Consider the following 26,434-nt stretch of genomic DNA (forward strand, 5'->3'; position numbering starts at 1 on the left):
TGCACAACCGGCAGCTAGGCAGCCTTACCGGGCGCACTGACGCCCCGATAGGCGATGAGATCCTCGATGGTGATCAGATGGAGGCCGTGTCGTTCGGCAAATTGCTCAAGCTCGGGCAGGCGCGCCATCGTACCATCATCATTGGCCACTTCGCAGATGACGCCCGATGGCGACAGGCCGGCAAGCCTTGCGAGATCGACAGCAGCCTCGGTGTGGCCGGGGCGAGAAAGCACGCCATTCGGATGCGCACGCAACGGGAAGATATGGCCGGGCCGCGCAAAATCCTCGGGGCGGGAATTCTCCCCGATGAGCGCGCGAACCGTCGCGGCGCGGTCAGCCGCCGAAATTCCGGTCGTCGTTTCAGGGATATAGTCAACCGAGACGGTGAACGCCGTCTTCAGGAGTTCGGTATTGTTGGGGACCATCTGCGGGATCTGCAGTTCGTCCAGCCGCTCGCCTTCCATGGCCACACAGATGAGGCCGCGGGCATAATTCATCATGAAGGCGATCGCCTGCGGAGTGATCGCTTCGGATGCAATGACGAGATCACCCTCGTTTTCCCGATCGCGATCGTCGACGACAACCACAATCTCGCCCCGCGCAATCGCGGCGATCGCATCTTCGATTTTGGAAATTGCCATTTCTCTGCCTTTCAAGGGTTAGCCGCGTGAGCGGCATTCATGGCCGATCAAAGCCACCATTTTCCCTTGGGCGAACAAGCATATGAAACGCCGCGTGCCGAGCGGCGTCCTTTGCGTTGCTCTCTTCCATCCGGACTATGACCGTCGGCTCCGGCATCACACCGGATCTGCTGACCCTTCGCTTTCACGAAGGCGCTCGCGGGCTCCGAGTTGCCTCGATACCGCCGGTGGGGAATTGCACCCCGCCCTGAGAACATTGCTTATGTAAATGACGAATGGTTGGTTCTGCAAGAGGTTGAATAAAGATCATCTCGCGAGAATTGCCTCTCGGTGATGAAAGCACCGTTTCCTATTGTCGAACGGCGCTACGACATGATCAGGCCGCCATCGACGTTGATGGTCTGGCCGGTGATATAGGCCGCGTCGTCACTTGCAAGAAAGGTGACAAGACCAGCGACGTCTTCGCCCGATCCGGCGCGCTTCATCGGGATGCCCTCCACCCATTCTTTCATCAGTTCGCCAGGACCGTAGTTGCCGAGCAGCCTGCCCCATGCCTGGTCGTTATAGGCCCACATTTCGGTTTCGATGATTCCCGGGCAGAAAGCGTTGACGGTGATGCCGTCAGTTGCGACTTCCTTGGCAAGGCTCTGGGTGATGCCGACGACGCCCATCTTCGAGGCGGCATAATGCGGCGTATAGATGAAGCCGTCGCGTGCCTGTCCGGACGCCGTGTTGATGATGCGTCCGCCGCGGCCATGCTTGCGCATACGGGCGATCGCTTCCTGGGCGCAGAGGAACACGCCCTTGGTGTTGACCGCCATGACCTTGTCCCACTCGTTTTCGGTCATGTCCTCGATGCGAGCGATGGTGATGACGCCGGCATTCTGGATGGAAACATCGACTGCGCCGAAGGCCTCTTCGGCTGCGTCATAGAGCGCCTTGACGCTTGCCTTGTCAGTGACGTCGCCAACAAAGGAGATCGCCTTTCCGCCATCGGCCTTGATCTGCTCGGCAACAGCATGCACGCTTTCCTCATTGGCGGAGACCACGAGATTAGCGCCCTCGCGTGCAAAGCGCTTGGCAATCGCCGCGCCGATGCCGCGGCTTGCTCCAGTAATGACCACCGTCTTGTTTTCGAAGCGTTGCATTCTCTTTTCCTTTCAGGGATGAGGACGTCAGCGCGCCGATCTGCAAACCGACGACACTTGCCTCGTCACCCAGATTTCAAACGGCTGCGGAAATAATCCCGGCAAATTCCGAGGCCTTCAGCGAAGCGCCGCCGACCAGCGCTCCGTCCACGTTGCGAAGCCCGAATATAGCCGCAGCATTGGATGCCTTGACCGAGCCGCCATAGAGGATCCTGACCGAGCTACCGTCTCTCCCAAGGCGCCCTTCGAGCATCTGGCGGATCGCAGCATGGACCTCCTCAATCTGTTCATTGGTCGGCACCAGACCGGTTCCTATCGCCCATACCGGCTCATAGGCGATGACCAGATTTGCACTCGTCGCTCCCTCGGGAACGGATTCTCTCAGCTGCCCGCCAACCACTTCGATCGCCCGTCCTTCGTCGCGCTCATGTCGCGTTTCGCCGACACAGACGATCGCGATCAAGCCCGCCCGATGAGCAGCAACCGCCTTTGCGAGGACGATTTCATCATCTTCGCCATGAGACACGCGGCGCTCGGAATGTCCGAGGATCACATAACGCGCGCCTATATCGGCAAGCATTTCGGCAGAGACCTCGCCGGTATGGGCGCCTGACTGCTGCGCATGACAATCCTGCGCGCCGATGACCAGGTTCGAAGCCTTGACCCGCTCCACGGCGCGATCAATCAGCGTGAAGGGCGGGCAGACGACGATATCGCACGTCGCACTGCCTGTTAGTCCCTTCAGCGCCTCGATCTCAGCTTGGGAGGAGATGAGACCGTTCATTTTCCAATTGCCTGCGATCAGCTTGCGCATGACATCACCAGCAGCAGAAGCCGCCGTCGACGAGCAGATCGACGCCCGTCACGAAGCTTGCAGCATTCGACAGCAGGAAGACGGCCGGACCGACCATCTCGTCGACACCAGCCATGCGCTGCATCGGAGTCTGCTCTTCGAAGAGCTTGGTCTGATGCACCATCTCCGGGCGGGTGTTCATCGGCGTTGCGGTATAGCCCGGCGAAATCGTGTTGACGCGGATGCCGCGCCCAACCCACTCCATGGCAAACGACTTTGACATATGGATCACGCCAGCCTTGGAGGCATTGTAATGCGCCTGGCTGAGACCGCGGTTGACGATGACGCCCGACATGGAGGCGATATTGACGATGGAGCCGCGGCCGTTCTTCAGCATGGCGCGCGCTTCGGCCTGGCAGGACAGGAAGACGCCCTTCAGGTTGATGTCCATCAGCGTCTGGTACTGATCCTCTTCCATCTCCTCGGCGGGATTGGCATTGGCAATGCCTGCGGCATTGACGGCAAGCGAGAGAGCCCCGAGATCGGCTTCAGTGCGGGCGACGGCGTCGGCCAAAGACGTCTTGCTGGTGACGTCGGCAGCGATTTCGATCGAACGGCGGCCGGCAGCCCGGATATGGCTGGCAGTTGTGGCAAGACCGTCATCGCTGCGGCGATCCAGAAGCGCCACGTCGGCGCCGCACTGGGCAAGACCGATCGCGATCCTCTGCCCGATGCCGCTGCCGGCGCCCGTCACGAGGGCAACCTGGCCGCTGAGATCAAATAGTTTCGGTGCGTTGAGAGAGATGTCGGACACCGCTCTTCCTTTCTGTCTTTGCCTATATTGTCGCCAGTTCCATGACCGAGACGTCGTTCGCCTCGTCACGCTTCAGAATGCCTGCCTGCTTGCCCTGCGCCAGAACCAGAATGCGGTTCGACACGCCGAGAACCTCCTCGAGATCGGAGCTCACGACGATCACCGCGACACCCTGCTTGGCCAGGTTGACGATGATATCGTAGATGCCGGCGCGGGCGCCGACATCGATGCCCCGCGTCGGCTCGTCCAGCACGACGACCTTGGGATCGCGCATCAGCCATTTGGCGATGACGACCTTCTGCTGGTTGCCGCCTGAGAGATCGGAGGCGAATTGCTCCGCACGCCCCTTGACGCCGAATTTCGCCACTGCCTTTTCGGCGAAGACGCGCTTCATGCCGGCAGTGATCCAGCGCCCGCCGAGCTTGTCGAGATTGGCGTAGATGATGTTCTCGCTGATCCTGTGTGCAACGACGAGGCCCTGGTCCTTGCGGTCTTCCGGAACCATCACGATGCCTTTGGCAATCGCATCCGCGGGACTGCGCAGCTTCAGCGGCTGGCTTTCCAGCCTGACCGAGCCGGCGCTGATCGGATCGGCGCCAGAGATCGCCCGCACGAGTTCAGTGCGGCCGGCGCCGACGAGGCCGGCAATGCCGAGGATCTCGCCGGCATGAACATCGAAGCTCACATCGCGGAAGGAATCGTCCGGCGACGTCAGGCCGGACACTTCAAGTACGGGTCGGCTGGTCGGCTCGGGAAGGGTCGGAAACAGGCGATCGAGCGAGCGGCCGACCATGCTTTCGACGATCGTGCGCACCGGCGTCGAGCTGTCGGCAAATTCATGGACGCGCTCTCCATCGCGAAGCACGACGATCCGGTCGGTGATCTTCTTGATCTCCTCCATGCGGTGGGAGATGTAGATGATGCCGACGCCCTCGGCGCGGAGCTTGCGCACCTGCTCAAACAGGGCTTCCGTCTCCGCCCCGCCAAGGGCTGCGGTCGGCTCGTCGAGGATCAGGAGTTTTGCGTTCAATGCCAGCGCCTTGGCGATTTCGATGAGCTGCTGGTTGGCAGTCGAGAGGCCGGCGACCTTTCGGGTCGCGGGAATGTGGAGATTCAGCCGTGCGAGTTGTTCCTGGGCGCGGCGAACCATCTGGGCGCGATCGACCACGCCATTCTTCATCGGCCACCGACCGATGAAGACATTTTCAGCGATGGAAAGATGCGGCAAAAGCTGCAGTTCCTGATGGATCAGCACCACGCCCTTGTCGATCGCCTCGCGTGGAGCGGCCGGGGCATAAGGCTGCCCCAGCCATGTCATCGTGCCCTCGGATGGTGTGCGCGATCCGGCAATAATGCCCGACAGCGTCGACTTGCCTGCGCCGTTTTCACCGAGCAGCGCCACCACCTCGCCGGGATAGACGTCCAGGTCAACATTCTTCAGAACCTGGAGCGGTCCGTAGCGCTTGGATATGCCCCTCAGGGATAAAACCGGCTCGGTCACAGCACACCTCCTCGAGATTTCGGCTGATTAGGGATGGTTGGCGATGAAGCCTGCCACGTTTTCCTTGGTCGTCAGCGTGGCATCCATCAGCTGGACCGGCGGCACCTTTTCCTTGGCAGCGAGCTTGACCGCGTTCTCCACCGCATCGCGGCCCATCTTCTGCGTCTGTTGTGTCGCGGTCACATCGAACACACCCTTGCTGAGGGCCTCGAGTGCGGCGGTGTCGCCATCAAAACCACCGACCACGATCTTTTGCGATGGATTGGCGACCTTGATCGCCTGGGCCGCGCCGAGCGCCAGTCCGTCTGCCTGGGCAAAGACGATCGAGACATCCGAATTCGACTGGAGCATGTTCTGCATGATCTGGAAGCCCTCGTCCTGGCTCCACATGTTGGAATATTGCTCGGCGACGACGCTCACGTCCGGATAGGCTTTCAGGGATTCCTGGCACCCCTTGGTGCGGTCCAGTTCAGGCGTGGTGCCCTTCTGGCCATGGATGATGACCATCTTGCCCTTGCCGCCGGCTTCCTTGAGGATGTAGTCGCAAACCGCCTTGGCGGAGGCGACGGAATCCGTCGCCAGGAAGGTATCGCCCGGAGCGCCTTCAGCATTGCGGTCGACGTTGACGACCGGAATGCCGGCCTGTTTTGCGAGCTTGACCGGCACACTGGCTGCAGCAGCGCCTGCCGGGATGTAGATCAGCGCGTCGATATCCTGGGTCAGCAGGTCCTGGATCTGGTTGACCTGGGTCGGGCCATCGCCCTTGGCGTCGACGGTGACGACCTCGATGCCACGTTTCTTGGCTTCAGCTTCGACGGACTGCTTGATCTGGTTGAAGAAGTTTGCCTGCAGATTGGCGACGGCAAGGCCGAGCTTCTTGACTTCGGCCGCCTGGACGGATCCGAGGCTGAGGCCAAGCAGGGCGGCAGACGCGAGCAGAGTGCGCGCAAATTTCATGTCAGTTCCTCCGTTGTTAGTGAACCCTCGGGTATCCTCCCCCTCGGGTGATAGCTCCGCTCCAAACCTTTCGGAGAGGAATTTCTGGCGGCCGCACCATCTGCGAGCCGAATGATCAGGCAGCCCGCCGCTTGCGGATCGTTTCCGCACCGACCGCGAGAACGATGACGACGCCGATGATGACCTGCTGCAGGAAGGGCGAGACGTTGAGCAGATTGAGGCCGTTGCGAAGCACGCCGATGATCAGCACGCCGATCAGTGTGCCGCCAATGCCGCCTGCGCCTCCCGACAGAGACGTTCCGCCGATGACGACGGCCGCGATCGTGTCCAGTTCGTAGCCAAAACCGCTGGACGGCTGAACCGAGTCCAGACGGGCAGCAAGAACGATACCGGCAAGACCTGCAAGCGCGGCACTCGCCACATATACAAGAATGGTCACAAGCTGGACGTTGATGCCGGCAAGACGGGCAACTTCGGGATTGCCGCCGACTGCATAGAGCATGCGGCCTTCTGCGCGGAAGTGCAGGAAAACCCAGGCCGCGGCGACGACAACCAGCATCAGGAAGACGGTTGCGGTCAGGATGCCGAAATGGCGGTCGATCGCCAGCATCATGAACCAGTCGGGGAAGCCGACGATCTGTTGGCCATCAGTGATCATGTTGGCCACGCCGCGCGCAGCCGACATCATCGCAAGCGTCGCGATGAAGGCAGGCACCCTGAACCAGGTAACCATGATACCGACGATCAGGCCACTGATCATCGAGGCAATGAGCGCCACTACAATCCCGACGCCGAGTGGCAGGCCGGCGATATTCGCCGTCCAGCCCATCACCATCATCGCGAGAGCGAGAACCGAACCGACCGAAAGGTCGATGCCGCCGATCAGGATCACGAAGGTCATGCCCACCGCCATGATCCCAAGCACGGTGATCTGGTCGAGAATGTTCAGACCATTGCGGACGGAAAGAAAGGCGTCAGTGCTGAAGCTCAGGAAAAGGCAGAGCAGAAGCAGTCCGATCAGCGGGCCTGTTGCTCCCGTGAGCTTGCTGACGAACGTGCCGGACGGACGGCTCTGCTCATTCACGTCGATCGCCACCATCATTCCTCCCTGAAGATTAAGGCCGGCGGCCAGTATTTCATCAAGCTAGAATAAATATTCATGCCTGCTGGAAAATTCATTAACAACTTGCCTAAGTGCTGTCAACCAGCTTTTGGGGTGATGACCAGCGCAGAATGATTAACAGGGGGCTTGACTAAGTCGGCGCCTGTGCAAAAATATAAATACATGAATATTTATTCACAAGAGGAAACGATGCAGCCTTCCGAACTTGAACGTGTTGCTCGCCAGATCCGTCTGCGCGACCTCCAGGCCGTATACGAGGCGGGCGCCGGCCATATCGGTGGCGAGATGTCGGTGATCGATCTCCTCACCGCGCTCTACTTCCGCGTGCTGCGCGTCTGGCCCGACCAGCCAAAGCATCCCGATCGCGACAGGTTCGTGCTTTCGAAGGGCCATACGGCCTGCGCGCTCTATGTTGCACTCGCCAAGCGCGGCTTCATTCCGGAAGAGGAAATCTCGACCTTCCTGAAACCGCATTCCCGCCTGAACGGCCATCCGAACTGCAACAAGGTGCCGGGCGTCGAAACGAATACCGGCCCGCTCGGACACGGGCTGCCGGTCGCTGTCGGCATGGCGAAAGCGGCAAAACTCTCGGGCGCGAAATACCATACCTATGTCATCACCGGCGACGGCGAGATGCAGGAAGGGTCCAACTGGGAGGCCATCATGGCGGCATATCAGTTCCGCCTCGACAATCTGACGCTGATCATCGACCACAACAGATTCCAGCAGGGTGCATCCCTCGCGGACACCAACGATCTCGCCCCGCTTCGCCCGAAGCTCGAGGCCTTCGGCTGGGAGGTCAGCGAAATCAATGGCAATGACATGCGCGCGATCGTGCCCGCTCTCGAGCATCGCAGCGACCGCCCCCATTGCATCGTTGCGCATACGAACAAGGGCCATGGCATTTCGTTCATGCAGGACCGGGTCGACTGGCACCACAAGGTTCCGAGCAAGGAACAGTATGAAACCGCATTGGCAGAACTGTCGGAGGCACTCTAATGAACGCGCCCGTAAACCCAACGAAGTTCTATGACTGCCGCGATGCCTTTGCCGCGACGCTTGAGCGCCTGGCGGCCGGAAACGAAACGATCGTCGCCGTCTGCAACGACTCCGTCGGCTCGTCGAAACTTGGTGGTTTCAAGTCGAAATTTCCTGATCGCCTCGTCAATGTCGGCATTGCCGAGCAGAACATGGTCGGCGTTGGTGCCGGCCTCGCCAATGGCGGACGCCTGCCCTATGTCTGCGCCGCCTCGCCGTTTCTGACCGGCCGGTCGCTCGAGCAGATCAAGGCCGACATTTCCTACTCCAATGCCAACGTCAAGCTCGTCGGCATTTCCTCGGGCATGGCTTACGGCGAACTCGGCCCGACCCATCATTCGATCGAGGATTTCGCCTGGACACGCGTTCTGCCGAACCTGCCCGTCATTGCCCCCTGCGACCGGATCGAGACTGCCGCCGCCGTCGAATGGGCCGCAAGCTACAATGGTCCGTGCTTCCTGCGCCTGTCGCGCGTCGGCGTGCCCGACCTTCTGGCTGAAGGGCATAGGTTCGAGCTCGGCAAGGCGAACCTTCTCCGCGAAGGCTCCGACGTGACGCTGATTGCCAACGGCACGTTGACCCATCGCATGATCAAGGCTGCCGATATTCTGGCCGAGCGGGGTATTTCGGCGCGCGTTCTGAATATGGCAACCGTTCGCCCGATCGACGAGACGGCCATTATCGCCGCTGCCAGCGAGACCGGTGCGATCGTGACGGCGGAAGAGCATTCGATCTTCGGTGGACTGGGATCGGCCATCGCCGAAGTGGTCGTCGACAATGCCCCCGTGCCGATGAAACGTCTCGGCGTGCCCGGCGTTTACGCTCCGACGGGTTCTGCCGAATTCCTGCTCGACGAATTCGGCATGGCACCTGCAGCGATCGCCGATGCCGCCGCCGCGCTCATCAAGCGTAAATAATCTGATAGCAGGTCTTTTGAGCCGGGGCGGGCATCCGCCCCGGCCATTCGTTTGAGGAGAAGATGATGCGGGCAATTCTGGCGATCGACCAGGGCACCACCAATTCGAAGGCCGTTCTGGTTTCCGAGACGGGCGACGTCGTCGCGAGAGGATCGGCCGCCGTCGGCATCTCCTATCCGCAGCCGGGCTGGGTCGAGCAGGATCCCCGCCGCATCTTTGCCTCTGTCTGCGAAGCGATCGAGGCATGCCTGAAAAACGCTTCCGGCGTCACCGTGGAGGCAATAGCGGTGTCCAACCAGCGCGAGTCCGTAACCGTCTGGGATGCCGAAACCGGCGAAGCGCTCGGACCAGTGCTCAGCTGGCAGTGCCGCCGCACCGCGCCGGACTGCGAGCGCCTCATCGCCGAAGGGCATCTGGACCGTGTGGAGGCGCTGACCGGCCTTCCCCTCGACCCGATGTTTCCCGGATCGAAATTTCGCTGGCTGCTCGATCGCGTTCCGGCAGGTCGCCGCGTGCGTCTCGGCACGATCGACAGCTGGCTCATTCATTGCCTGACGGGCGGCAGCCGCCACGTCTGCGATGCCTCCAATGCCGCCCGCAGCCAATTGTTCGACCTGCAAAGCCAGGTGTGGAGCGAGGAACTCGGCCAGATCTTCGGCGTCGATATCGCCCTGTTGCCCGAAGTGCTCGACAGTTCTGCCGATTTCGGCACGATACGTGGCCTTCCCGGCATCCCGGACGGCACGCCGATCCGATCCGCCATCGGCGACAGCCATGCGGCGCTTTTCGGTCATGGCGCCTTCAAGCCGGGCGATGGCAAGGTGACGTTCGGCACCGGCTCTTCCGTCATGACGACGCTGCCGCGCTTCATTGCGCCGCAAAACGGCATAACCACGACGATTGCATGGCGCATCGCCGGCGTGCCGACCTTCGCCTTCGAGGGTAACATCCTCGTTTCAGCCGCAAGCCTTCCCTGGATGGCAGACATTCTCGGCCTTGCCGATGTGGCGGCCCTCGTTGATCTCGCGGCGACCGCCGAGCCGGGCGGACCAGGCTTCGTGCCGGCTTTCGTTGGTCTGGGCGCACCCTACTGGAGCTCCGGCGCCCGCGCCCTCTTCTCCCAGATCAACTTTTCCACGACGCGCGCGCAGATGGCCCGGTCGGTAACGGATTCAATCGCCTTCCAGGTCCATGACGTGATCGCCGCCATGCGCGCCCAGAGCGGCGGCCAACTCGGCGCCCTCTACGTCGATGGCGGCCCGAGCCAGAACCGCTTCCTCATGCAATGTGTGTCGAACCTGATCGAGCATGCCGTGATCCAGTGCGAGGCTCCCGAAGCCTCCGCCCTCGGAGCCGCCTATCTTGCCGGGCTTTCGCTTGGTCTGTGGAAAGATCTCGAAACGATCGAGGCGTTACCCAGAAGCACGCACGTCCTCCGGCCCGAAGAGATCGATCGGACCGGTCTCCTGAATACGTGGAATGATGCGCTGGCCCGCTCGACGTCGCGACCGACACCGGCTAAGTGTGAATAAAAATTCAAGCCGGTATCGCTCATGTCCCGTCTCAATGAACTCCGCCTGATTTCAAGAGTGGCCCAGATGTATCACATCGAAGGGCGACGGCAGGCGGAGATCGCCGAGCATCTGCGCCTTTCCCAGGCGACGGTATCGCGAATGTTGAAACGGGCCGAGGCGGAAGATATCGTCCGCACGAGCGTGATCCCCCCTGTCGGAACCTATAGCGAACTTGAAGGCGGGCTCCGCGACAAATTCAAGTTGCCGGAAGCAATCGTCGTCGAATGTACCGAGGACCGGGACGGCGCCATCATGGCCCGTATCGGCGAAGCGGCTGCCCACCTGCTCGAGGTCACGCTTTCACCCGGCGAGATCATCGGCGTGTCAAGCTGGAGTCAGACGATCTTCAAGATGGTCGAAAACATCCATCCCCAGAAAAGCGCCCAGGTGAAATATGTCGTCCAGACCCTCGGCGGCATGGGCGACCCCTCCGTGCAGACACATGCCACACAGCTCACCACCCGCCTGGCGCGGTTGACGGGGGCCGAACCGAAATTGCTTCCCGTACAAGGCGTAACGACATCGAGGGAAGCCAAGTTGCTGATGCAGGCAGATCCCTTCGTTCGTGAGACTATGGATCTGTTCGGGAGCATCACGCTCGCCATCGTCGGCATCGGCGCGGTGGAGCCGTCCGAACTGCTTGCCCGCTCCGGCAACATCTTTTCGTCGCGCGAACTCGCCGATCTCGCAGAGGCCGGCGCCGTCGGAGACATTTCTCTGCGTTTCTTCGACAAGGACGGCAAACCGGTGAAGACGCCTCTCGACGACCGCGTCATCGGCCTGCCCCTTGAAGACCTTACCCGGGTGGACCGCGTGATAGCGCTCGCCGGCGGCGCAAAGAAAACAGCCGCAATCGCCGGCGCCTTGCGTGTCGGTGTCATCGGCACGCTGATAACCGATAAGTTTACCGCTCAACGATTGATCGATGCATAGATACCGGATCGCTCCGGACGAGGAGGATTGAGAATTATCGAGCGGATCGACCGGATGTCAACCAGGGTATGATGATCACTGCGTTCATTATTCCTACGGCGAAAACGAGCGGCCGGCGGATGGCCGGCCACTTTTGTCCCGCTCTCAACGCGCATTGTATTTTGCATCAAGCTCATCGATCGCAAAGACATTGCCGGCCGAACGGCCGTTCTGGTCGAATGTCTGGGCGAGAAATGCGTCGGCGATCGACTTCGCGAGCTCAGGTCCAATGACGCGCGCGCCCATCGTGATGATCTGCGCGTTGTTGGAAAGAGCGGCACGCTCGGCCGAATAGGTGTCGTGCGTCAGGGCCGCGCGGATGCCAGGCACTTTGTTGGCCGAGATGCAGACGCCGATGCCGGTGCCGCAGACCAGGATTGCCTTGTCATAGGTGCCATCGACCACGCCCGAGGCGACACGATCCGATAGGTTGGCATAGAACGGGTCGAGCCCATCGTCGATGCGCGACACCTCATGAACGTCGAAACGGTCCTTGAGGTGTTCGGCGAGCACCTTGGCGAGACCTTCGCCGGCGCTATCTCCCGCAATTGCAAGCTTCATCGTTTTTCTCCTTGGAGTTTGGCGGCGCATTTCGCGAGAATGTCGAGATAACCCTCGACGTTCCAGGCGGAACGGCCGATGAAGAGCCCGTCGATATGCGGGCTCGAAATCAGTTCCTCGCAATTTTGCGGATTGACCGACCCGCCGTAGAGGCAGGGGATTTTCCGCCCGAGCGCCGCTTCGGCGACCGCGATGATCTCGGCCTGGCGCGCATCGGCATAGTCCGCCGTCGCCGGAATGCCTTTTTCGCCGATCGCCCAGACGGGCTCATAGGCAAGCAGGATTTCGGCGGATTTCTGCTCGTCGGAGAGCTTCGACAGCGCCCCGCGCACCTGCGCCGCCAGTATCTCCGCAGCTTTTCCACCTTCCCGGTCAGCAAGGGTCTCACCGATGCAGATGAGCGGAATCAGGCCATGTCGAACGGCAGCTTCCGTCTTCAGCCCGACTGTCTCATCCGTCTCTCCGAAAAACTCGCGGCGTTCGGAATGCCCGAGTTCGACGATGTCGAGATCGCAATCCTTCAGCATCAGCGGAGAAATCTCCCCCGTCCAGGCGCCCTGGTCGGCCCAATGCATGTTTTGCGCACCGACCTTGACGGAGGTCTTCGCAAGCATGCGCTTGACCTCCCGCACGGACGTAAAGGGCGGGATCACGAAACGCTGGATGAGCGGATCGCGCGCGGCATCGGCCGCCCCGAGGCTGCGCGCGAAATGCTCGGCCTCCGCAAGCGTCTTGTTCATCTTCCAGCTGGTGCCAATCCAGAATTTCGGTTTATCGGTCATGCCTGATCCTGTGCCGGAGCGATCGTGAGCTTGATGCCCGCCCGATCGAATTCGTCGAGGACAGCGGCCGCTGGCGCGCTGTCGGTGATGACAGTGTCGAAATCGGCCAGATCCGCCATGACGTGCAGCGCCGTGTGGCCGATGCGCTGGTGGTTCACCAGAAGGCAGCTTTTTGTCGAGGAAGAGATCATTGCCCGCTTGGCGCGAACGACATTGTCGTCCATGTGATAGGCAAGCCTGCCGCTGACCGCCGGCGTCGAGATGAAAGCGATGTCGGCCCTGAGGCGCGACAGCGCCTCTTCGGTCACGACGCCGAAATAGGCGTTGAATTTAGCAGAATAAATGCCCCCGAGTGCAATCAGGGTTATGCCGTTTTCGCCCTTCAACCGCTCCATGATTGCCGCGTTGTTGGTTATCACCGTCAGCGGTCGCTTACGCAACAACATCTCGCCGAGAACCGCGGCCATCGAACCGTCATTGACCATGATCGTCATGCCAGGTTCGATGATGGCCAGCGCTTCTTGCGCCATGGCAACCTTGGCCTCGCCATCCTGACGCTCGCGAATGCGAAAATCACTCTCGAACTGTGTACCGGCATCGATCGTCGCGCCACCGCGCACCTTACGCAGGACACCTGCCTGTTCCAGGTCGTCGAGATCGCGGTGGATCGTCATCTTGGATACGGAAAAGCGCTCGGCAAGATCGTCCACGTCGACGGTCTTGTCCTCGACGAGCAGATTGACGATCAGCTGCTGGCGTTCTTCCCGTTTCATCGGTCTCCAATCCTAATTAGCAACAATATAACATCAAAAATGTGAAAATCAACAAAATGAAATGTGATTATGCGGTCGACTGGCTAACAACAGATCGTCAGACCAGAAGAGCTTGCGCGGTCCGTTCGTCGGTGATGAGCCCGTGAAGGCGGCGGCTTCGCAGGATGGCCCGTATGGCGGCCACCTTCGCCTGTCCGCCTGCCAGTGCCACGAGGCGTTCCTTCTTCGTTGTCGGAAAGGAAGCCGAAAGCGTGCGTGCAGTCAGAGCGGTATCGAGGATCTGGCCATCCGCATTGAAAAAATGACCGAGGATTTCGCCGATGCCGCCCGCGGCCGCGATGTCCTCGATCTCGCCTGGCTCGACTAGGCCGGAGAGCACCAGCTGGGCCTCGGCGTCCACCGTTCCCAGGCCGACGAGCTTCAGGTCGGCGGCATTGGCGAGATCGAACACTTCCTTGACACCGCGTTGTGCCCTGAGAACCTCCCGGTCCTCTGCAGTGTTGGCGAAAAAGGGGACCGGCATGACGTAAGCGTGCGTGCCGGTCTTTTCCGCGATGCGGTGCATGACATCATAGGGATTGGCGCCGTAGTTTCGCGTGAGGCCCCCAAGCAGGGAAACGAAACGCATATGCTTGGCGTTCGTCCGCGGCATATATTGAACGGCGGCCGAAAGCGTGCGGCCATGGCCAAGACCAATGACCGAGTGATCCCCATGTTCGATCTCGCGCTTCAGATAGCCAGCCCCCGCATGACCAAGCGCGCGAAGCGGCAGACCCTCTTCGCCAAGATCGGGCGCGACCTCGCAATATTGCAATCCGAAGCGCTCGGCGAGCCGCGTCTCCAGTTCGACGCATTCGACGATATCACCGTCGATCGTGACCTTGACGACACCATCGGCCACGGCACGTGCGATCAGCCGATGCGCCTTGACCGAGGGGATGCCCAGGCGCCGGGCGACGTCGGACTGCGTCAGTCCGCCCGCGTAATGAAGCCAGGCGGCCCGCACGGCAAGCGTATCATCGGCATCCGTCATCAACGCATCCTTCCCATTTCTCCGACGGCGATCTCGCCCGATAACAACCAGCCTTTGTAGATGGCCGGATCATATCTTCAAGTCTGCGGCGCCAGTGTCGATATGCGGCGCCCAGAAGGCGACGCTTTCGGCGATCTGCGCGATGACCTCGCGATCGTTCGGTTCGCGTTCCTTGAAGGAAAGTTCGAGGCAGATCTCGTTGTCACTGGCGCCACCTGCCGCAAAAGCGTCCAATAGTGGCGCAGGTTGAATCCGCCCCTTGGCATTGAATTCCGCCGTGAACGGCCGGTGGCCGCCCTTATCCATGAGGCTCTGCTTGATGTGGATGATCGGCGACAGCTTCGGCACGACCCGCGCCCAGGCATAGGGATCGTAGTCGTCGGGATTGGCGGAGGTGACGTCGCCATGGTCGATATCGGCCATCATCCACATCGGCACCGCCATGTCGGCAGCAGTCAATCGTGCCTGCAGCAAAAGGCAGGATTCGATCGTCTCGCCGAATTCCCGGCCGATGCTCATCGGCTCCCAGAAGATGTAGGAAAGGCCGGCAGCCCTGGCGTGCTCCGCGACTTCGCACCAGCAGTCGATAGCGATCTTTATCAGCTCCTCGCGCCGGCTTGCGTCATCGAAGTCCTTGTAGGTGAAGATCGCAAACTGCGTGCCGACGGAATGTCCGCCGAGATCAGCGGTGATGTCGGCGAAGGTCTTGAACCAATCCACATAATAGCGGCGCACCTCGGTATCCGGGTGCCCGAAATGGTTCAACCGTCCATAAGGTCCGGTCATGCCCGAGGTGACGCGAACACCGGTGCGCGCCAACGCCGCCTTCATCTGGCGGGTCAGGCGGCGGATGACCGCGGCCTGCCAGCTCGGATTGATGAATTCATGCGTCAGTTGGAGATCGCGGATGCGCAGATCTCGCGCCACCGTTTCGATCAGGTCGTCCGGGTCGGCAAAACGGTTGACCAGCGGATTGGTATTCAGCGAAAGCGAAAGCGGCATCAAGGCCTCCTCAGGCGGCGGCAAGATGGGATGAAGCAAACCAGTCGGCAAAGGCTGCTCGCTCTGCCTCGCTCAAATGCAGGTAATGCTTGGTTCGACGATAGAGGATGTCCTCGGCCGTCTCCGCCCATTCGGCGGTAGCGAGATAACGGGCTTCCGCCTCATAAAGCTGCCCGCCGAAGTGGCGGCCGAGACCTTGCAGATCCGTTGCCCCGGCAATCAGGTTCCTCGTGCGTGTGCCATAGAGACGGCCGTAGTGATGGACGAGCTTGCGCGGCATCCAGGGATAGGTGTCGCGCAGGCTGTTGGCGAAAGTCTCATAGTCGGCATTGGGCATTTCACCGCCCGGCAGCGGCGCCTTTTCCGTCCAGTCGCCGCCCATGTTGGGAAAGACATGTCTGAGGCGCTGCATGCCACGTTCGGCAAGCTCTCTGAATGTCGTGATCTTGCCGCCGAAGACATTGAGAAGCGGCGCTCCCCCCGTCTCGTCGAGATCGAACACGTAGTCGCGGGTCACCGCCGATGGATTGCCCTTGCCATCGTCAAACAGCGGACGCACGCCGGAGAAGCTGTGCAGCACATCCTGCCGGCGCAGCTTCTCCTTGAAATAGCGGTTCACCGCCTTCAGCAGATAGTCGATTTCCGTCTCGTCGGCCGCCACGTCCTCGGCCCGGCCCTCATAGGCGATGTCGGTCGTTCCGATCAGCGCCTTGTCGCCCTCGTAGGGATTGATGAAGATGACACGCTTGTCATGGTTCTGGACCAGATAGGCGTTGGAGCCGGACCAGAACTTCGGCACGATGATGTGGCTGCCCTTGACGAGACGCACATTGCGGCTGGAATTGGAGCCGGCGACGCGGTTGATGATGTCGGTGACCCACGGGCCGGCGCAATTGACGAGACATTTGGCACGGAAGGTCCGCGTTTCGCCGCTCGTGCTGCTTTTCGTGCTGATCGTCCATTGGCCGTTTTCCCGGCGCGCCGACACTGCCGGCGACCGTGTGAGCACCAGGGCGCCCTTCTCAGCCGCGCTCACCGCATTCAGGGTGACGAGGCGGGCATCGTCCACCCAGCAATCCGAATATTCGAAGCCGCGGGTATATTGATCGAGAATGGGCGTGCCTTCGGGATCGCGCAGCAGATTGAGAGTGCGGGTGCCTGGCAATTTCTTGCGGCCGCCGAGATGATCGTAGAGGAAGAGGCCGAGCCGGACGAGCCAGGCGGGCCGATCCTCGGGACTGTGCGGCAGCACGAAACGCATCGGCCAGATGATGTGCGGTGCGGCATTGAGCAGCACCTCGCGTTCGATCAACGCCTCCCGTACGAGGCGGAACTCGTAATATTCCAGATAGCGGAGCCCCCCATGCACGAGCTTGCCCGAGCGGGACGATGTCCCCTGTGCCAAATCGTCCTTCTCGCACAAGGCGACTTTCAAGCCACGCCCCGCCGCATCGCGGGCAATTCCCACACCGTTGATGCCGCCGCCGATGACGAAAAGATCCAGGATTTCAGGTTCGGTCATGTCATGCTCCCTTGGATGCCTGTTGCATCAACGATCTATTTGATGGACGGCATCGCCGCGGCTCTGGCCAGTGTTTCCCAGGCGGCGGGCATGGCCTTTCGAATATCGCCATAGGCGGAAAACAAGAGATCGAAGCGCCGGGCTTCCTCCGCAACCGGCTCTTCGGCTTCGCCGAGAAGCGGCGTCACCCAGTCGGCGATGCAGTCATCCATTGTCTTGTAGGCACCGATCGCGACAGCTGCCATCATCGCTGCACCGGCCGCCCCTGTCTCCTCGCGACGAGACAGACGGATCGGCGCGTTGATGGACGCGCTGAGCGAACGGCGAAGCGCACTTGAGCGCACGGCACCGCCAGTAATGCGCAATTCTTCGGGCATGTCGCCCATGGCGGCGTAGCAATCGCGCGTCGCCAACGCCAAACCTTCGACCACCGCACGAACAAGATCCGGAAATCCGTGGCGAACCGACAAGCCGGAAAATCCCGCGCGGGCCTGCGCATTGACGAAGGGGCCGCGCTCTCCGGCCTCGGAAATATAGGGATGATAGACGACCGAACCTGGCCGGCTTTCGGAAAACCAGCGGTCGATCCGTCCGACGAGTTCGGCATGGGTGGCAGGCTTTCCGGCCTCCGCCATCAGATAGGTGGCCATATCCAGCAGCCAGTCGATATTGATCGTCGAGCCCATATTGGTCTGCACCTGCGTGACGGTGCCTGGGATCGGCAAGGCAATGACATAGCCGGTGCCTTCCTGATTGAGATGAACATCGGCCACCGGCTTTGCCCGCAGATGCACGCCAGTGGACCCGATCGTCGAGCAGGCCGCGTTGCGTCCGCCGCTGCGAACGCCGGCACCGAGCGCGGTCATCACCATGTCGACGTAGCCGAGACTGACCGGTGTGCCGGCGAGAAGCCCGCAGGCATGTGCAGCGTCCTCCGTCAGCGGATGGATAAATTCCGTCCCGTCAAGGATATCGGGCAAGAGCGCGCGGCGATGCGTCAGTCCGAGCGCCTCGATGGCAACAGGCGAATAACGCCGTATCCTAAAATCACCGAAGGTAAAGCTTGCCTCTGAGGGGTCGGTCGCCCGCACGCCGGTAAAATTGAGATAGAGCCAATCCTTGCAATGCAGCGCGGTCTCTGCCTGATCCAGGAGTTCCGGCATTACCCGGTCCATGTGAGCAAGCTGCGCACCCTGCTGGCACGTGTTCAGCCCGGTGCCTGTCTGTTCAAAACGAGCCCGGTTCGACACTTCGCCCGCAAGCGAAATCACTGTCGGTGCAGCGCGAGCATCGAGCCAGAGCCAAGCATCGGCGACCGGTCGGTTTCCCGAACCGACCAGCCATGTTCCGTCACCCTGCCCCGTCACCGCGATGGCGGCCGCGCGCGAAGCAAGATCCTCGACCTTCTCGCCAAGGCTACGAAGGGCTGCCACACAATCCTTCCAGGTCTGGGCAAGCGGCTGCGTGGCCGAGCCGTCGCTACCGCTCGCATATTTGTTGCGAACAGATGCGGTCGCGATCTGGCGGCCGGAAAGGTCGAAGGCGACGGCCTTTATGACCGACGTACCGGCATCGATACCGATGATGAGCTCGCGGCTGGTGGTCATCTGAAATTATTCGCCTGCCAGGTCGAACATCGCGAGGGGCAAAGCGCGCGTCGATGTCATGTCTCATATCCTCCTGGTCGCCACAGGCTGCAATAGCGTACACGACCACACTTCGAATCTCGGAGCAAAGCCGGCAGTCCACCTTTGGCGGCTTGCAGACTTGGCGCTCTTCGAAACCTCCCAAGGCCTCATCAAAAATATAACACAAAGATATCATTGTTCCAGTAAGATTTTTCTGACTGTGAAATTTTTTCCATGTAAAATACTATTCATGATAGGGGCGAGGTACGGCCACGCTCTCGAACCATTCCGCCGGCGATCGAATTTGCGGAGTGCTGGATTAGGCTTATTTTATATCTTATAATCAAATAGATAAATCCACGTTACGCAAAGGCTCTGGCTGCCTGAGCGACAGCGAAGTGCGCGAAAGAGCTTCTTTAATCGCTGCGCGCAGAAGCTGCGCATCTCACGCCATAGGACCCGGAGAGCCAAAAGACCTGTTGACAGGCGCAAAATTTGATAACATGATTTTTGACATAAATACCACTTACCTATCATGCGGCCATCGACGCTGATAGAAAACCACGGTCCTGGCGGTTGGAGGAGACAAGCGCTGGTTCTGCATGGAGGAGGTTCGGATGCACATTGTTTCCGCTGATCATCGCGCCTTTCAGCTCGGCAGGTTTTTGTGCGCCGATGCGGATTTCGACACGCGCCGTCTTCGATGAAGTAGCCGCGAGGCTTCACCCGTTTCCTCCTCTTTCGACATAGATCCGACCAGCCGCAAAGATCGCCAGCAATGAATACTCAGCCCGCTCACGCAACATCCGCGCCAGGCAAAGGCAACTTCAAGTTCATCGTCAGTGCCGTTGTGGCAATCATGGTCGTCGGCGCAATTGCGCTCGATACAACCGTCATCAAGATCGGCTCGGAGAGCGATGTGCGGCAGCAGGCCTTTTCTCCGGAATCCTTCGGCGCCGAGCAGTTTCCGAAGATCCAGGCGGATGTCGAGAAGAGAGCCGTTGCCGCGTCCGACCTCGCAGCGGCGATCGCTGCAGACAAGAAGGCGGCCGGTGAGAAATACGGGGTTGCCACGAGTACCGGCCCGGTCATCCCGGTGACGCTGAGCGGCACTTTCGGCGCGCGCAAATCCAATACAAACGAGATGAAGATCGACGGCCTCCCCCCCGAGACGGTGGTCCGTGTCCAGACCGGCCCTGCGGTCAATGGCACGGACCTCCGCGATGCCACGGGGGCGATCGAGTTCGGCCAGTTCACCAACCAGATCCAGTATCAGGATGCCGGTTCGGCGATCAATAACGAGATGAAGAAGGCCGTATTTGCCGGCCTCGATCCGGACCAGCTCGATGGCAAGACGGCGACCGTCGTCGGCGTGTTCAAACTGATCAACCCCAAGAACTGGCTCGTCACTCCGGTCAAGGTCACAGTCAAATGAGCGAGCCGATGCCCATATCCGAGACCCTTGGCGAGGTCGTCCTGGCTGCCCGCAACATAGCCAAATCTTATGGCAATGTGCATGCTCTCAAAGGCGTCAATTTCGATATTCGTCGTGGACAGGTGACGACCCTCTTCGGCGAGAACGGCGCAGGCAAGTCGACCCTGATGAAGATCCTTTCAGGCGTCGTCCAGCCGACGTCAGGCGAGATCATTCTCGACGGCACGCCGATCAGCTTCAACTCTTCCACTCATGCACGCGAATGCGGCATCTCGATTATTCACCAGGAACTCAGCCTCGCGCCCAACCTCAGCGTTCGCGACAACATCTTCATGGGCCGCGAGATCGTCAAGGGCGGCGTGGTCGACTTCGCGGAGGAAGAGCGCCAGACGCGCATTTTGATGGAAGAACTGGAAGAGGAGATCGATCCGCTGACCAAGGTGGAAGATCTGCGTCTCGGCCAGCAGCAGATCGTCGAAATCGCCCGGGCGCTGTCGGTCAATTCTCGTATCCTGATCATGGATGAGCCGACTTCAGCACTCAGCGCCACCGAAGTCGAGATGCTTTTCAAAGTCATCCACGACCTGACCGATCGCGGTGTATCGATCGTCTATATCTCGCATCATCTTGAGGAAGCGCTGCAGATCACCAACCATGCGGTCGTGCTGCGCGATGGCACCATGACTGCCTATGCGCAACGCAGGGACATCGATCTCGAATGGATCGTGCGAAACATGGTGGGCGACAACTTCGATCTCGGCAACCCGCCTGAAGGTTATGCGTTCGGTAAGCCTGCGCTTTCGATCGATAATCTCACCGTTCCCGGCCCCTCGGGATCAGCCTTCAACTCCGTCGATCGCCTGTCGCTGGACGTGCGGGCCGGAGAGGTGGTCTGCATTTACGGCCTGATGGGCGCCGGTCGCACCGAGCTTCTGGAATGCGTGGCCGGGCGGTTGCGCGCCAGTGGCGGCACCATTCGTCTTGAAGGCCAGGACGTCGGGCAGTTGAGCATCGCCGGACGTATCGCAAGCGGCCTCGTGCTGGTGCCAGAGGATCGCCAGCGCGACGGCCTCGTCCAGACGATGACGGTCGGCTCCAACCTGTCGCTCGCCAGCATCGGTGCCTTTACCAATGTGTTGTTCACATCCGTCCGTCGCGAGCGTGAGCTCGTCGATGCCTCCATTCGCAAAGTCCACGTCAAGACCGATGGAGGAGAGGCGGCCATCGGCTCGCTGTCGGGCGGCAATCAGCAGAAGGTGGTTATCGGCAAGATGCTGGCGACCGACCCGAAAGTCATTCTTCTCGACGAGCCGAGCCGCGGCATCGACATCGGCGCCAAGGCGGAAGTCTTCAAGCTGCTTGCCGAACGCGCCCGCCAGGGTCTCGCCGTCATCTACTCGACGTCCGAGGTCAACGAGTGCCTGAGCATCGCGCACCGCATCATCGTCATGCATCGTGGCCGGATCTCAGCGGAATTCGGTGCTGACGTCACCAAGGAAAAGATCATGGCCGCGTCAGGCGAAGCCGTGGTCGCGCACTAGCCCGGAATTATGGAGCACTGATTATGTCAGTCACGAACATTACCGAACAGAAATCAGTATCGCATGGGCATAAGCGCAATACCAACCTCGTGCGCCTGATCCTGGAAGGCCGCGCCTTCTTCGCGCTGATCGTCATCATCGCGGTCTTCTCCTTCCTGTCGCCCTATTACTTCACCCTCGGTAACTTCCTGACCATGGCCTCGCATGTCGCGATCTTCGGCATTCTGGCGATCGGCATGCTTCTGGTGATCTTGAATGGCGGCATCGACCTGTCGGTCGGCTCGACGCTCGGGCTTGCGGGTTGCATTGCCGGCTTCCTCATGCAGGGCGTCACCCTTAGCGCTTTCGGCGTCATTCTCTATCCGCCCGTTTGGGCAGTTGTGGTTATTACCTGCGCTCTTGGCGCTGTCGTCGGCGCAGTCAATGGCGTGCTGGTTGCCTATCTGAAGGTTCCGGCCTTCGTCGCCTCGCTCGGCGTGCTCTATGTCGCCCGCGGCATTGCGCTGCTTATGACCAACGGCCTGACCTACAACAATCTCGGCGGTCGTCCGGAACTCGGCAATACCGGTTTCGACTGGCTCGGCTTCAACCGCCTCGCCGGCATTCCGATCGGCGTCATCGTGCTCGCCGTACTTGCGATCATCTGCGGCATCGTCTTGAGCCGCACGGCTTTCGGCCGCTGGCTTTACGCCTCTGGCGGCAACGAGCGCGCGGCCGATCTCTCGGGCGTGCCGGTCAAGCGCGTCAAGGTCATCGTCTACGTGCTTTCGGGCGTCTGCGCGGCAATTGCCGGCCTGGTCCTGTCATCGCAGCTGACCTCTGCCGGTCCGACGGCGGGCACGACCTACGAATTGACGGCGATTGCGGCTGTCGTCATCGGCGGCGCGGCGCTGACCGGCGGGCGCGGCACAGTGCGCGGCACGATGCTCGGCGCGTTCGTGATCGGCTTCCTGTCGGACGGTCTCGTCATCATCGGTGTGTCGGCCTACTGGCAGACCGTCTTTACCGGCGCGGTCATCGTCCTCGCGGTCCTCATGAACAGTATCCAATACGGACGCCGGACAAAATCGTCCTGACGTCAGCAGCAGAACTTATCCACGACGGTACCTGGATTTCCAAAAGGCCGATCGCGGAAAGCACCGCCGGTTTCCGGCAGCACCTGAACTCACAAAGGGAGAGAGACTATGTTTAAGAAAGGCATGCGCATTCTTCTGGCAGCCGCAGCTGTTGCCCCGATCCTCGTCAGCTCCGCCTGGGCGGCGGGCCAGATGACGATCATCGTCAATGATCCATCCAATCCCTATTGGCTGACAGAAGGCAACGTCGCCAAGGCGACAGCCGAAAAGCTCGGCTACACCGCCTCGGTCAGTGCGCATAAGGGCGACACCAACACCGAAAGCAACCTGATCGACACGGCTATCACCAACAAGTCGGTCGCCATCATCCTCGATCCGGCAAACGCCGACGGTTCGATCGGCGCGGTCAAGAAGGCAGTGGCCGCCGGTATCCCGGTCATTCTCGTCAATGCCGAGATCAACCAGGAAGGCCTCGCCAAGGCGCAGCTCGTTTCGAACAACGCCCAGGGGGCGGCGATCGGCGCGCAGCAGTGGGTCGAAGCGGTCGGCGACAAGGGCAAGTATGCCGAACTCTTGGGCGCACCATCTGACAACAACGCCGCCACGCGCTCCAACGGCTACGAGACCGTCCTGACACAGTATCCCGACCTTCAGAAGGTCGCCCAGGAAGTCGCTAACTGGGACCGCACCCAGGGTCACAACAAGATGCAGTCCATGTTGCAGGCCAATCCCGACATCATCGGCGTGATCTCCGGCAATGACGAAATGGCACTCGGCGCGATCTCAGCGCTGAAAGAAGCCGGCAAGCTCGCCAACGTCAAGGTCGGCGGCTTCGATGGCTCACCGGATGCGGTCGCCGCGATCAAGGCAGGCGAGTTGCAATACACCGTCCTACAGCCCGTTGCCGTCTTCTCCGAAGAGGCCGTCAAGCAAGCTGATAACGTCATCAAGACGGGCAGCACCGGCGCCAAGAGCGAAAAGCAGCTGTTCGATTGCCTGCTGATCACCAAGGACAATATCGACAAGTATACCGGCCCGTTCGTTCTGGCCCAATAATGCGATGGAGGGCGCCCGACCGGGCGCCCTCCTTGACCTTTCAACCACGTCAAGCCGCTTTCGCCTTCTTTGCCTTGGCACGGCAATCACTATACGAAGCTGGGGTATGGAATTCAGCGACAAGGGTGACCCGTGACACAGAAGACCAATCAGGGCGATGAGCTGTTGGACCAACTGACCAGCGACAGCCGCCAGACGCGCCAGGTCGCCCGCCGGCGGATGATCGCGGAGGCCGTCATGAGTGAGGGTTCGATGCGCATCGAAGATCTGACCGACCGCTTCGGCATCAGCCTGATGACGGCGCATCGCGATGTGGATGAACTCGTCAGCCGCGGGATCTTCAGGAAAACGCGCGGGATCGTCACTGCGGCGGCCACCAATCTGATCGAGTCCAGCGATGTCTACCGCTCAAGCCGACAGTCGGCGGAAAAGAAAGTGATTGCAGAGGCGGCGATGCAATTCGTGGAGCCCGGACAGGCGATCTTCTTCGACGACTCGACGACCGTATTGCAGATGGCATCGCATCTTTCCGCAAAAGTGCCGATCACCGCCATCACCAACTCGCTGACGTTGATGAATGCGCTGACCGGCATGCACGATGTCACCCTGCTGGCGCTCGGCGGCCAGTATTACAACTGGTGCAATGCTTTCATGGGGCGCATGACGATCAGTGAGATCAAGGGTCTGCGGGCGGATATCGCCTTCATCTCGATGTCCGCCATCAGCGACGGGATCGTGCTGCATCAATCGCCCGAAACCGTCGATACGAAGCGTGCCATGTTCGACTGTTCCGTCAAACGCATCCTGCTTGCCGACCATACAAAGTTCGAGCGGCGCGCGCTTCACAGCTTCGCGGCGCTTGATGAATTCGACGTCGTCATCGTCGACGACAAGACGCCGCCCGTCCACATTGATCGGATGCGGTCCAAGGATATCAATGTCGTCATTGCCAGGACCAGTGGCGGGCGCATGTGACCGGGCTGCCCGGTCACGATAGAAAGGTGAATACGCATGCCGAGCCTTCTCGGGATCGATAGTGGCCTGACTGTCACGAAGGCCGTCATTTTCGATATAGACGGCACACCCATCGCCGTCGCGCGGCGGCGCGTGACCCAGCTCATCCCGAGGCCGCGGTTCGTGGAACGGGACATGCACGAATTGTGGACCGCAACGGCCGAAGCGATCCGCGAGGCCATTGCTCTCAGCGGCCGCCCGGCAAACGATATCCAGGCCGTCGCGGCAACGGCGCATGGCGACGGAATCTATGTGCTGGATCAGTCGGAGATGCCGCTTGGCAACGGCATCGTATCGCTGGACAGCCGCGCAGGTGATATCGTCGATCAGTGGATGAAAAATAAGGTCGCCGAAGAGGCGATCGAGCTGACAGGTCAAGTCCCGCATGTCTCGGCGCCGTCGGCGCTACTGGCCTGGATGCGCGACCATGAGCCGGAACGGTTCAAGCGTATCGGCCACATCATGAGCTGCAAGGACTGGCTGCGCTTTTGCCTGACCGGCACTGTCGGCACAGATCGGACCGAAGCCAGCACCTCATTCACCAATGTAAGGACACAAGACTATAGCGAGGACGCCCTGCGTCTGTTCGGCTTGCAGGCGCTTGTTGGCACTCTGCCGCCTGCCGCACGCTCGGACGAGATCGTTGGACGGATCACAGCCGATGCGGCGCGTCTGACCGGCCTTGTCGAGGGCACGCCTGTGGCTGCCGGCTTGCATGATGTCACCGCATCCGCCCTTGGCGCGGGTGGTTATGCCGATGGCGTCGTTGCCGTCATTGCTGGAACCTATTCGATCAATGAGACGCTGTCTTCTGAACCGCGCGTCGATCGACGCTGGTTCTGCCGCAACGGAATTGCACCGGGCGTCTGGAACAGCATGTCGATTTCGCCTGCATCGAGCGCGAATTACGAATGGTTCATCGAAAAACTATGCGCCGGCGATCGGGCACGTTGCGACGCCGACGGCACATCCATCCACGCTCTGCTCGCATCCGAAATCGACGCGGCTTTCGAGCGCCCCTCTCCCGTACTTTTCCATCCCTATCTCTACGGATCGCCTTATGGCGCTTCGGCAAGCGCGGCTTTCTTCGGACTCGGCGGCTGGCATGACCGCGGTGACATGCTGCGCGCCGTGCTGGAGGGGATCGCATTCAACCACCGCATCCATGTCGATGCGCTGCGCGACGGCTTTGCCTTCACGGAGGCGCGGCTTGCCGGCGGCGTATCGCGCAACCCCGCCGTCGTACAGATGTTTGCCGACATTCTTGCAATGCCCGTGACGGTGACTGGCACCGACGAGGCCGCCGCCTGGGGAGCCGCACTTTGCGCCGGCGCAGGCGCCGGTATCTACGCAGATCCGCAAAGCGCGTCGACGACGAAAAAACAGGGCGAAAACTGCATGCCAAATCCCATCCGCAGCGCCGACTATGACAAGCGCTACCGGCTGTTCCTGGAGATCGCCGAAACAATGAAGCCGCTCTGGCCAAAGATCGCTGGCCTTGCGCAGGAAAGCGCGGCAGACGCCGCAGTTTAG

Annotated in this window: 24 protein-coding genes and 1 riboswitch; of the genes, 10 read left to right on the plus strand and 14 right to left on the minus strand. The window is 60.7% G+C overall.

Annotation, left to right across the window (positions count from 1 at the left end; translation table 11 throughout):
• Nucleotides 1-14: 14 nt before the first annotated feature.
• The 7 genes from ribB to KQ933_RS28190 all read right to left on the minus strand — a co-directional run bounded on the left by ribB (nt 15) and on the right by KQ933_RS28190 (nt 6,953).
• Nucleotides 15-641 carry a 3,4-dihydroxy-2-butanone-4-phosphate synthase gene (ribB, locus tag KQ933_RS28160; protein ID WP_183798673.1) on the minus strand — a complete coding sequence of 209 codons (627 nt, stop codon included), beginning with the start codon at nt 639-641 and terminating at the stop codon, nt 15-17.
• A gap of 114 nt (nt 642-755) precedes the next feature.
• Nucleotides 756-900: riboswitch (FMN riboswitch) on the minus strand.
• 106 nt (nt 901-1,006) lie between these two features.
• The gene (locus KQ933_RS28165) at nt 1,007-1,789 is read right to left on the minus strand and encodes a glucose 1-dehydrogenase (RefSeq protein ID WP_216759285.1); all 783 of its coding nucleotides are present in this window, start codon (nt 1,787-1,789) and stop codon (nt 1,007-1,009) included.
• Between the two features lie 76 nt (nt 1,790-1,865).
• On the minus strand, nt 1,866-2,603 hold the full coding sequence (gene tpiA, locus KQ933_RS28170; protein WP_216759286.1) for a triose-phosphate isomerase: 738 nt from the start codon (nt 2,601-2,603) through the stop codon (nt 1,866-1,868).
• 4 nt (nt 2,604-2,607) lie between these two features.
• Nucleotides 2,608-3,396: an SDR family oxidoreductase gene (locus tag KQ933_RS28175; protein WP_216759287.1), complete on the minus strand. Its 789-nt coding sequence runs from the start codon at nt 3,394-3,396 to the stop codon at nt 2,608-2,610.
• A gap of 22 nt (nt 3,397-3,418) precedes the next feature.
• Nucleotides 3,419-4,897 carry a sugar ABC transporter ATP-binding protein gene (locus KQ933_RS28180; protein WP_216759288.1) on the minus strand — a complete coding sequence of 493 codons (1,479 nt, stop codon included), beginning with the start codon at nt 4,895-4,897 and terminating at the stop codon, nt 3,419-3,421.
• Nucleotides 4,898-4,924: 27 nt separating this feature from the next.
• Complete coding sequence (locus tag KQ933_RS28185; protein ID WP_216759289.1) at nt 4,925-5,854, minus strand: sugar ABC transporter substrate-binding protein; 930 nt, start codon at nt 5,852-5,854, stop codon at nt 4,925-4,927.
• Nucleotides 5,855-5,969: 115 nt separating this feature from the next.
• A complete protein-coding gene (locus KQ933_RS28190) occupies nt 5,970-6,953 on the minus strand; it encodes an ABC transporter permease (RefSeq protein ID WP_216759290.1) in 984 nt (327 codons plus the stop codon).
• A gap of 213 nt (nt 6,954-7,166) precedes the next feature.
• Here KQ933_RS28190 and KQ933_RS28195 point away from each other — a divergent pair, with 213 nt between their 5' ends.
• The 4 genes from KQ933_RS28195 to KQ933_RS28210 all read left to right on the plus strand — a co-directional run bounded on the left by KQ933_RS28195 (nt 7,167) and on the right by KQ933_RS28210 (nt 11,439).
• Nucleotides 7,167-7,976 carry a transketolase gene (locus KQ933_RS28195; protein WP_216759291.1) on the plus strand — a complete coding sequence of 270 codons (810 nt, stop codon included), beginning with the start codon at nt 7,167-7,169 and terminating at the stop codon, nt 7,974-7,976.
• Nucleotides 7,976-8,932: a transketolase family protein gene (locus tag KQ933_RS28200; protein ID WP_216759292.1), complete on the plus strand. Its 957-nt coding sequence runs from the start codon at nt 7,976-7,978 to the stop codon at nt 8,930-8,932. Before KQ933_RS28195 ends, KQ933_RS28200 begins: the two co-directional genes overlap by 1 nt.
• A 65-nt stretch (nt 8,933-8,997) precedes the next feature.
• Nucleotides 8,998-10,464, plus strand: coding sequence for an FGGY family carbohydrate kinase (locus KQ933_RS28205; RefSeq protein ID WP_216759293.1), 1,467 nt, complete (start codon nt 8,998-9,000; stop codon nt 10,462-10,464).
• Between the two features lie 21 nt (nt 10,465-10,485).
• The gene (locus KQ933_RS28210) at nt 10,486-11,439 is read left to right on the plus strand and encodes a sugar-binding transcriptional regulator (RefSeq protein ID WP_216759294.1); all 954 of its coding nucleotides are present in this window, start codon (nt 10,486-10,488) and stop codon (nt 11,437-11,439) included.
• Between the two features lie 144 nt (nt 11,440-11,583).
• Here KQ933_RS28210 and KQ933_RS28215 read toward each other — a convergent pair whose 3' ends face one another.
• From KQ933_RS28215 to KQ933_RS28245, 7 genes are all read right to left on the minus strand, one after another.
• The gene (locus KQ933_RS28215; protein WP_216759295.1) at nt 11,584-12,039 is read right to left on the minus strand and encodes an RpiB/LacA/LacB family sugar-phosphate isomerase; all 456 of its coding nucleotides are present in this window, start codon (nt 12,037-12,039) and stop codon (nt 11,584-11,586) included.
• A complete protein-coding gene (locus KQ933_RS28220) occupies nt 12,036-12,821 on the minus strand; it encodes a triose-phosphate isomerase (RefSeq protein ID WP_216759296.1) in 786 nt (261 codons plus the stop codon). The genes KQ933_RS28215 and KQ933_RS28220 overlap by 4 nt, the downstream gene beginning before the upstream one ends.
• Nucleotides 12,818-13,594 carry a DeoR/GlpR family DNA-binding transcription regulator gene (locus KQ933_RS28225; protein WP_183798641.1) on the minus strand — a complete coding sequence of 259 codons (777 nt, stop codon included), beginning with the start codon at nt 13,592-13,594 and terminating at the stop codon, nt 12,818-12,820. Before KQ933_RS28225 ends, KQ933_RS28220 begins: the two co-directional genes overlap by 4 nt.
• A gap of 97 nt (nt 13,595-13,691) precedes the next feature.
• Nucleotides 13,692-14,627, minus strand: a complete 936-nt coding sequence (locus KQ933_RS28230) for a sugar-binding transcriptional regulator (RefSeq protein WP_216759297.1) — start codon at nt 14,625-14,627, stop codon at nt 13,692-13,694.
• 69 nt (nt 14,628-14,696) lie between these two features.
• Nucleotides 14,697-15,629 (minus strand): sugar phosphate isomerase/epimerase, encoded by a 933-nt coding sequence (locus KQ933_RS28235; RefSeq protein WP_216759298.1) that lies wholly within the window; start codon nt 15,627-15,629, stop codon nt 14,697-14,699.
• A gap of 10 nt (nt 15,630-15,639) precedes the next feature.
• Nucleotides 15,640-17,151: a glycerol-3-phosphate dehydrogenase gene (locus KQ933_RS28240; RefSeq protein ID WP_216759299.1), complete on the minus strand. Its 1,512-nt coding sequence runs from the start codon at nt 17,149-17,151 to the stop codon at nt 15,640-15,642.
• Nucleotides 17,152-17,186: 35 nt separating this feature from the next.
• A complete protein-coding gene (locus KQ933_RS28245; RefSeq protein ID WP_216759300.1) occupies nt 17,187-18,758 on the minus strand; it encodes an FGGY-family carbohydrate kinase in 1,572 nt (523 codons plus the stop codon).
• 799 nt (nt 18,759-19,557) lie between these two features.
• Between KQ933_RS28245 and KQ933_RS28250 the strand changes: the two genes are divergently transcribed.
• The 6 genes from KQ933_RS28250 (at nt 19,558) to KQ933_RS28275 (ending at nt 26,434) form a co-directional block, all read left to right on the plus strand.
• Entirely contained in the window at nt 19,558-20,214 is a 657-nt protein-coding gene (locus KQ933_RS28250; RefSeq protein WP_216759301.1) for a DUF2291 domain-containing protein, read from the plus strand.
• On the plus strand, nt 20,211-21,755 hold the full coding sequence (locus tag KQ933_RS28255; RefSeq protein ID WP_216759302.1) for a sugar ABC transporter ATP-binding protein: 1,545 nt from the start codon (nt 20,211-20,213) through the stop codon (nt 21,753-21,755). The genes KQ933_RS28250 and KQ933_RS28255 overlap by 4 nt, the downstream gene beginning before the upstream one ends.
• Nucleotides 21,756-21,778: 23 nt before the next feature.
• Complete coding sequence (locus KQ933_RS28260) at nt 21,779-22,831, plus strand: ABC transporter permease (protein ID WP_216759303.1); 1,053 nt, start codon at nt 21,779-21,781, stop codon at nt 22,829-22,831.
• A gap of 108 nt (nt 22,832-22,939) precedes the next feature.
• Nucleotides 22,940-23,887: a D-ribose ABC transporter substrate-binding protein gene (locus tag KQ933_RS28265; protein WP_216759304.1), complete on the plus strand. Its 948-nt coding sequence runs from the start codon at nt 22,940-22,942 to the stop codon at nt 23,885-23,887.
• A gap of 132 nt (nt 23,888-24,019) precedes the next feature.
• Nucleotides 24,020-24,862 (plus strand): DeoR/GlpR family DNA-binding transcription regulator, encoded by an 843-nt coding sequence (locus KQ933_RS28270; RefSeq protein WP_216759305.1) that lies wholly within the window; start codon nt 24,020-24,022, stop codon nt 24,860-24,862.
• A 36-nt stretch (nt 24,863-24,898) separates the two neighbouring features.
• The gene (locus KQ933_RS28275; RefSeq protein ID WP_216759306.1) at nt 24,899-26,434 is read left to right on the plus strand and encodes an FGGY-family carbohydrate kinase; all 1,536 of its coding nucleotides are present in this window, start codon (nt 24,899-24,901) and stop codon (nt 26,432-26,434) included.

Source organism: Rhizobium sp. WYJ-E13 (genome assembly GCF_018987265.1).
Classification (GTDB): domain Bacteria; phylum Pseudomonadota; class Alphaproteobacteria; order Rhizobiales; family Rhizobiaceae; genus Rhizobium.

Coding starts and splice junctions, on each gene's coding strand:
- KQ933_RS28195 (WP_216759291.1), top strand. CDS start 7,167: ATGCAGCCTTCCGAACTTGAACGTGTTGCTCGCCAGATCCGTCTGCGC.
- KQ933_RS28235 (WP_216759298.1), bottom strand. CDS start 15,629: ATGCCGCTTTCGCTTTCGCTGAATACCAATCCGCTGGTCAACCGTTTT.
- KQ933_RS28260 (WP_216759303.1), top strand. CDS start 21,779: ATGTCAGTCACGAACATTACCGAACAGAAATCAGTATCGCATGGGCAT.
- KQ933_RS28225 (WP_183798641.1), bottom strand. CDS start 13,594: ATGAAACGGGAAGAACGCCAGCAGCTGATCGTCAATCTGCTCGTCGAG.
- tpiA (WP_216759286.1), bottom strand. CDS start 2,603: ATGCGCAAGCTGATCGCAGGCAATTGGAAAATGAACGGTCTCATCTCC.
- KQ933_RS28185 (WP_216759289.1), bottom strand. CDS start 5,854: ATGAAATTTGCGCGCACTCTGCTCGCGTCTGCCGCCCTGCTTGGCCTC.
- KQ933_RS28245 (WP_216759300.1), bottom strand. CDS start 18,758: ATGACCACCAGCCGCGAGCTCATCATCGGTATCGATGCCGGTACGTCG.
- KQ933_RS28165 (WP_216759285.1), bottom strand. CDS start 1,789: ATGCAACGCTTCGAAAACAAGACGGTGGTCATTACTGGAGCAAGCCGC.
- KQ933_RS28210 (WP_216759294.1), top strand. CDS start 10,486: ATGTCCCGTCTCAATGAACTCCGCCTGATTTCAAGAGTGGCCCAGATG.
- KQ933_RS28275 (WP_216759306.1), top strand. CDS start 24,899: ATGCCGAGCCTTCTCGGGATCGATAGTGGCCTGACTGTCACGAAGGCC.
- KQ933_RS28240 (WP_216759299.1), bottom strand. CDS start 17,151: ATGACCGAACCTGAAATCCTGGATCTTTTCGTCATCGGCGGCGGCATC.
- KQ933_RS28250 (WP_216759301.1), top strand. CDS start 19,558: ATGAATACTCAGCCCGCTCACGCAACATCCGCGCCAGGCAAAGGCAAC.
- KQ933_RS28205 (WP_216759293.1), top strand. CDS start 8,998: ATGCGGGCAATTCTGGCGATCGACCAGGGCACCACCAATTCGAAGGCC.
- ribB (WP_183798673.1), bottom strand. CDS start 641: ATGGCAATTTCCAAAATCGAAGATGCGATCGCCGCGATTGCGCGGGGC.
- KQ933_RS28255 (WP_216759302.1), top strand. CDS start 20,211: ATGAGCGAGCCGATGCCCATATCCGAGACCCTTGGCGAGGTCGTCCTG.
- KQ933_RS28220 (WP_216759296.1), bottom strand. CDS start 12,821: ATGACCGATAAACCGAAATTCTGGATTGGCACCAGCTGGAAGATGAAC.
- KQ933_RS28215 (WP_216759295.1), bottom strand. CDS start 12,039: ATGAAGCTTGCAATTGCGGGAGATAGCGCCGGCGAAGGTCTCGCCAAG.
- KQ933_RS28200 (WP_216759292.1), top strand. CDS start 7,976: ATGAACGCGCCCGTAAACCCAACGAAGTTCTATGACTGCCGCGATGCC.
- KQ933_RS28190 (WP_216759290.1), bottom strand. CDS start 6,953: ATGGTGGCGATCGACGTGAATGAGCAGAGCCGTCCGTCCGGCACGTTC.
- KQ933_RS28265 (WP_216759304.1), top strand. CDS start 22,940: ATGTTTAAGAAAGGCATGCGCATTCTTCTGGCAGCCGCAGCTGTTGCC.
- KQ933_RS28230 (WP_216759297.1), bottom strand. CDS start 14,627: ATGACGGATGCCGATGATACGCTTGCCGTGCGGGCCGCCTGGCTTCAT.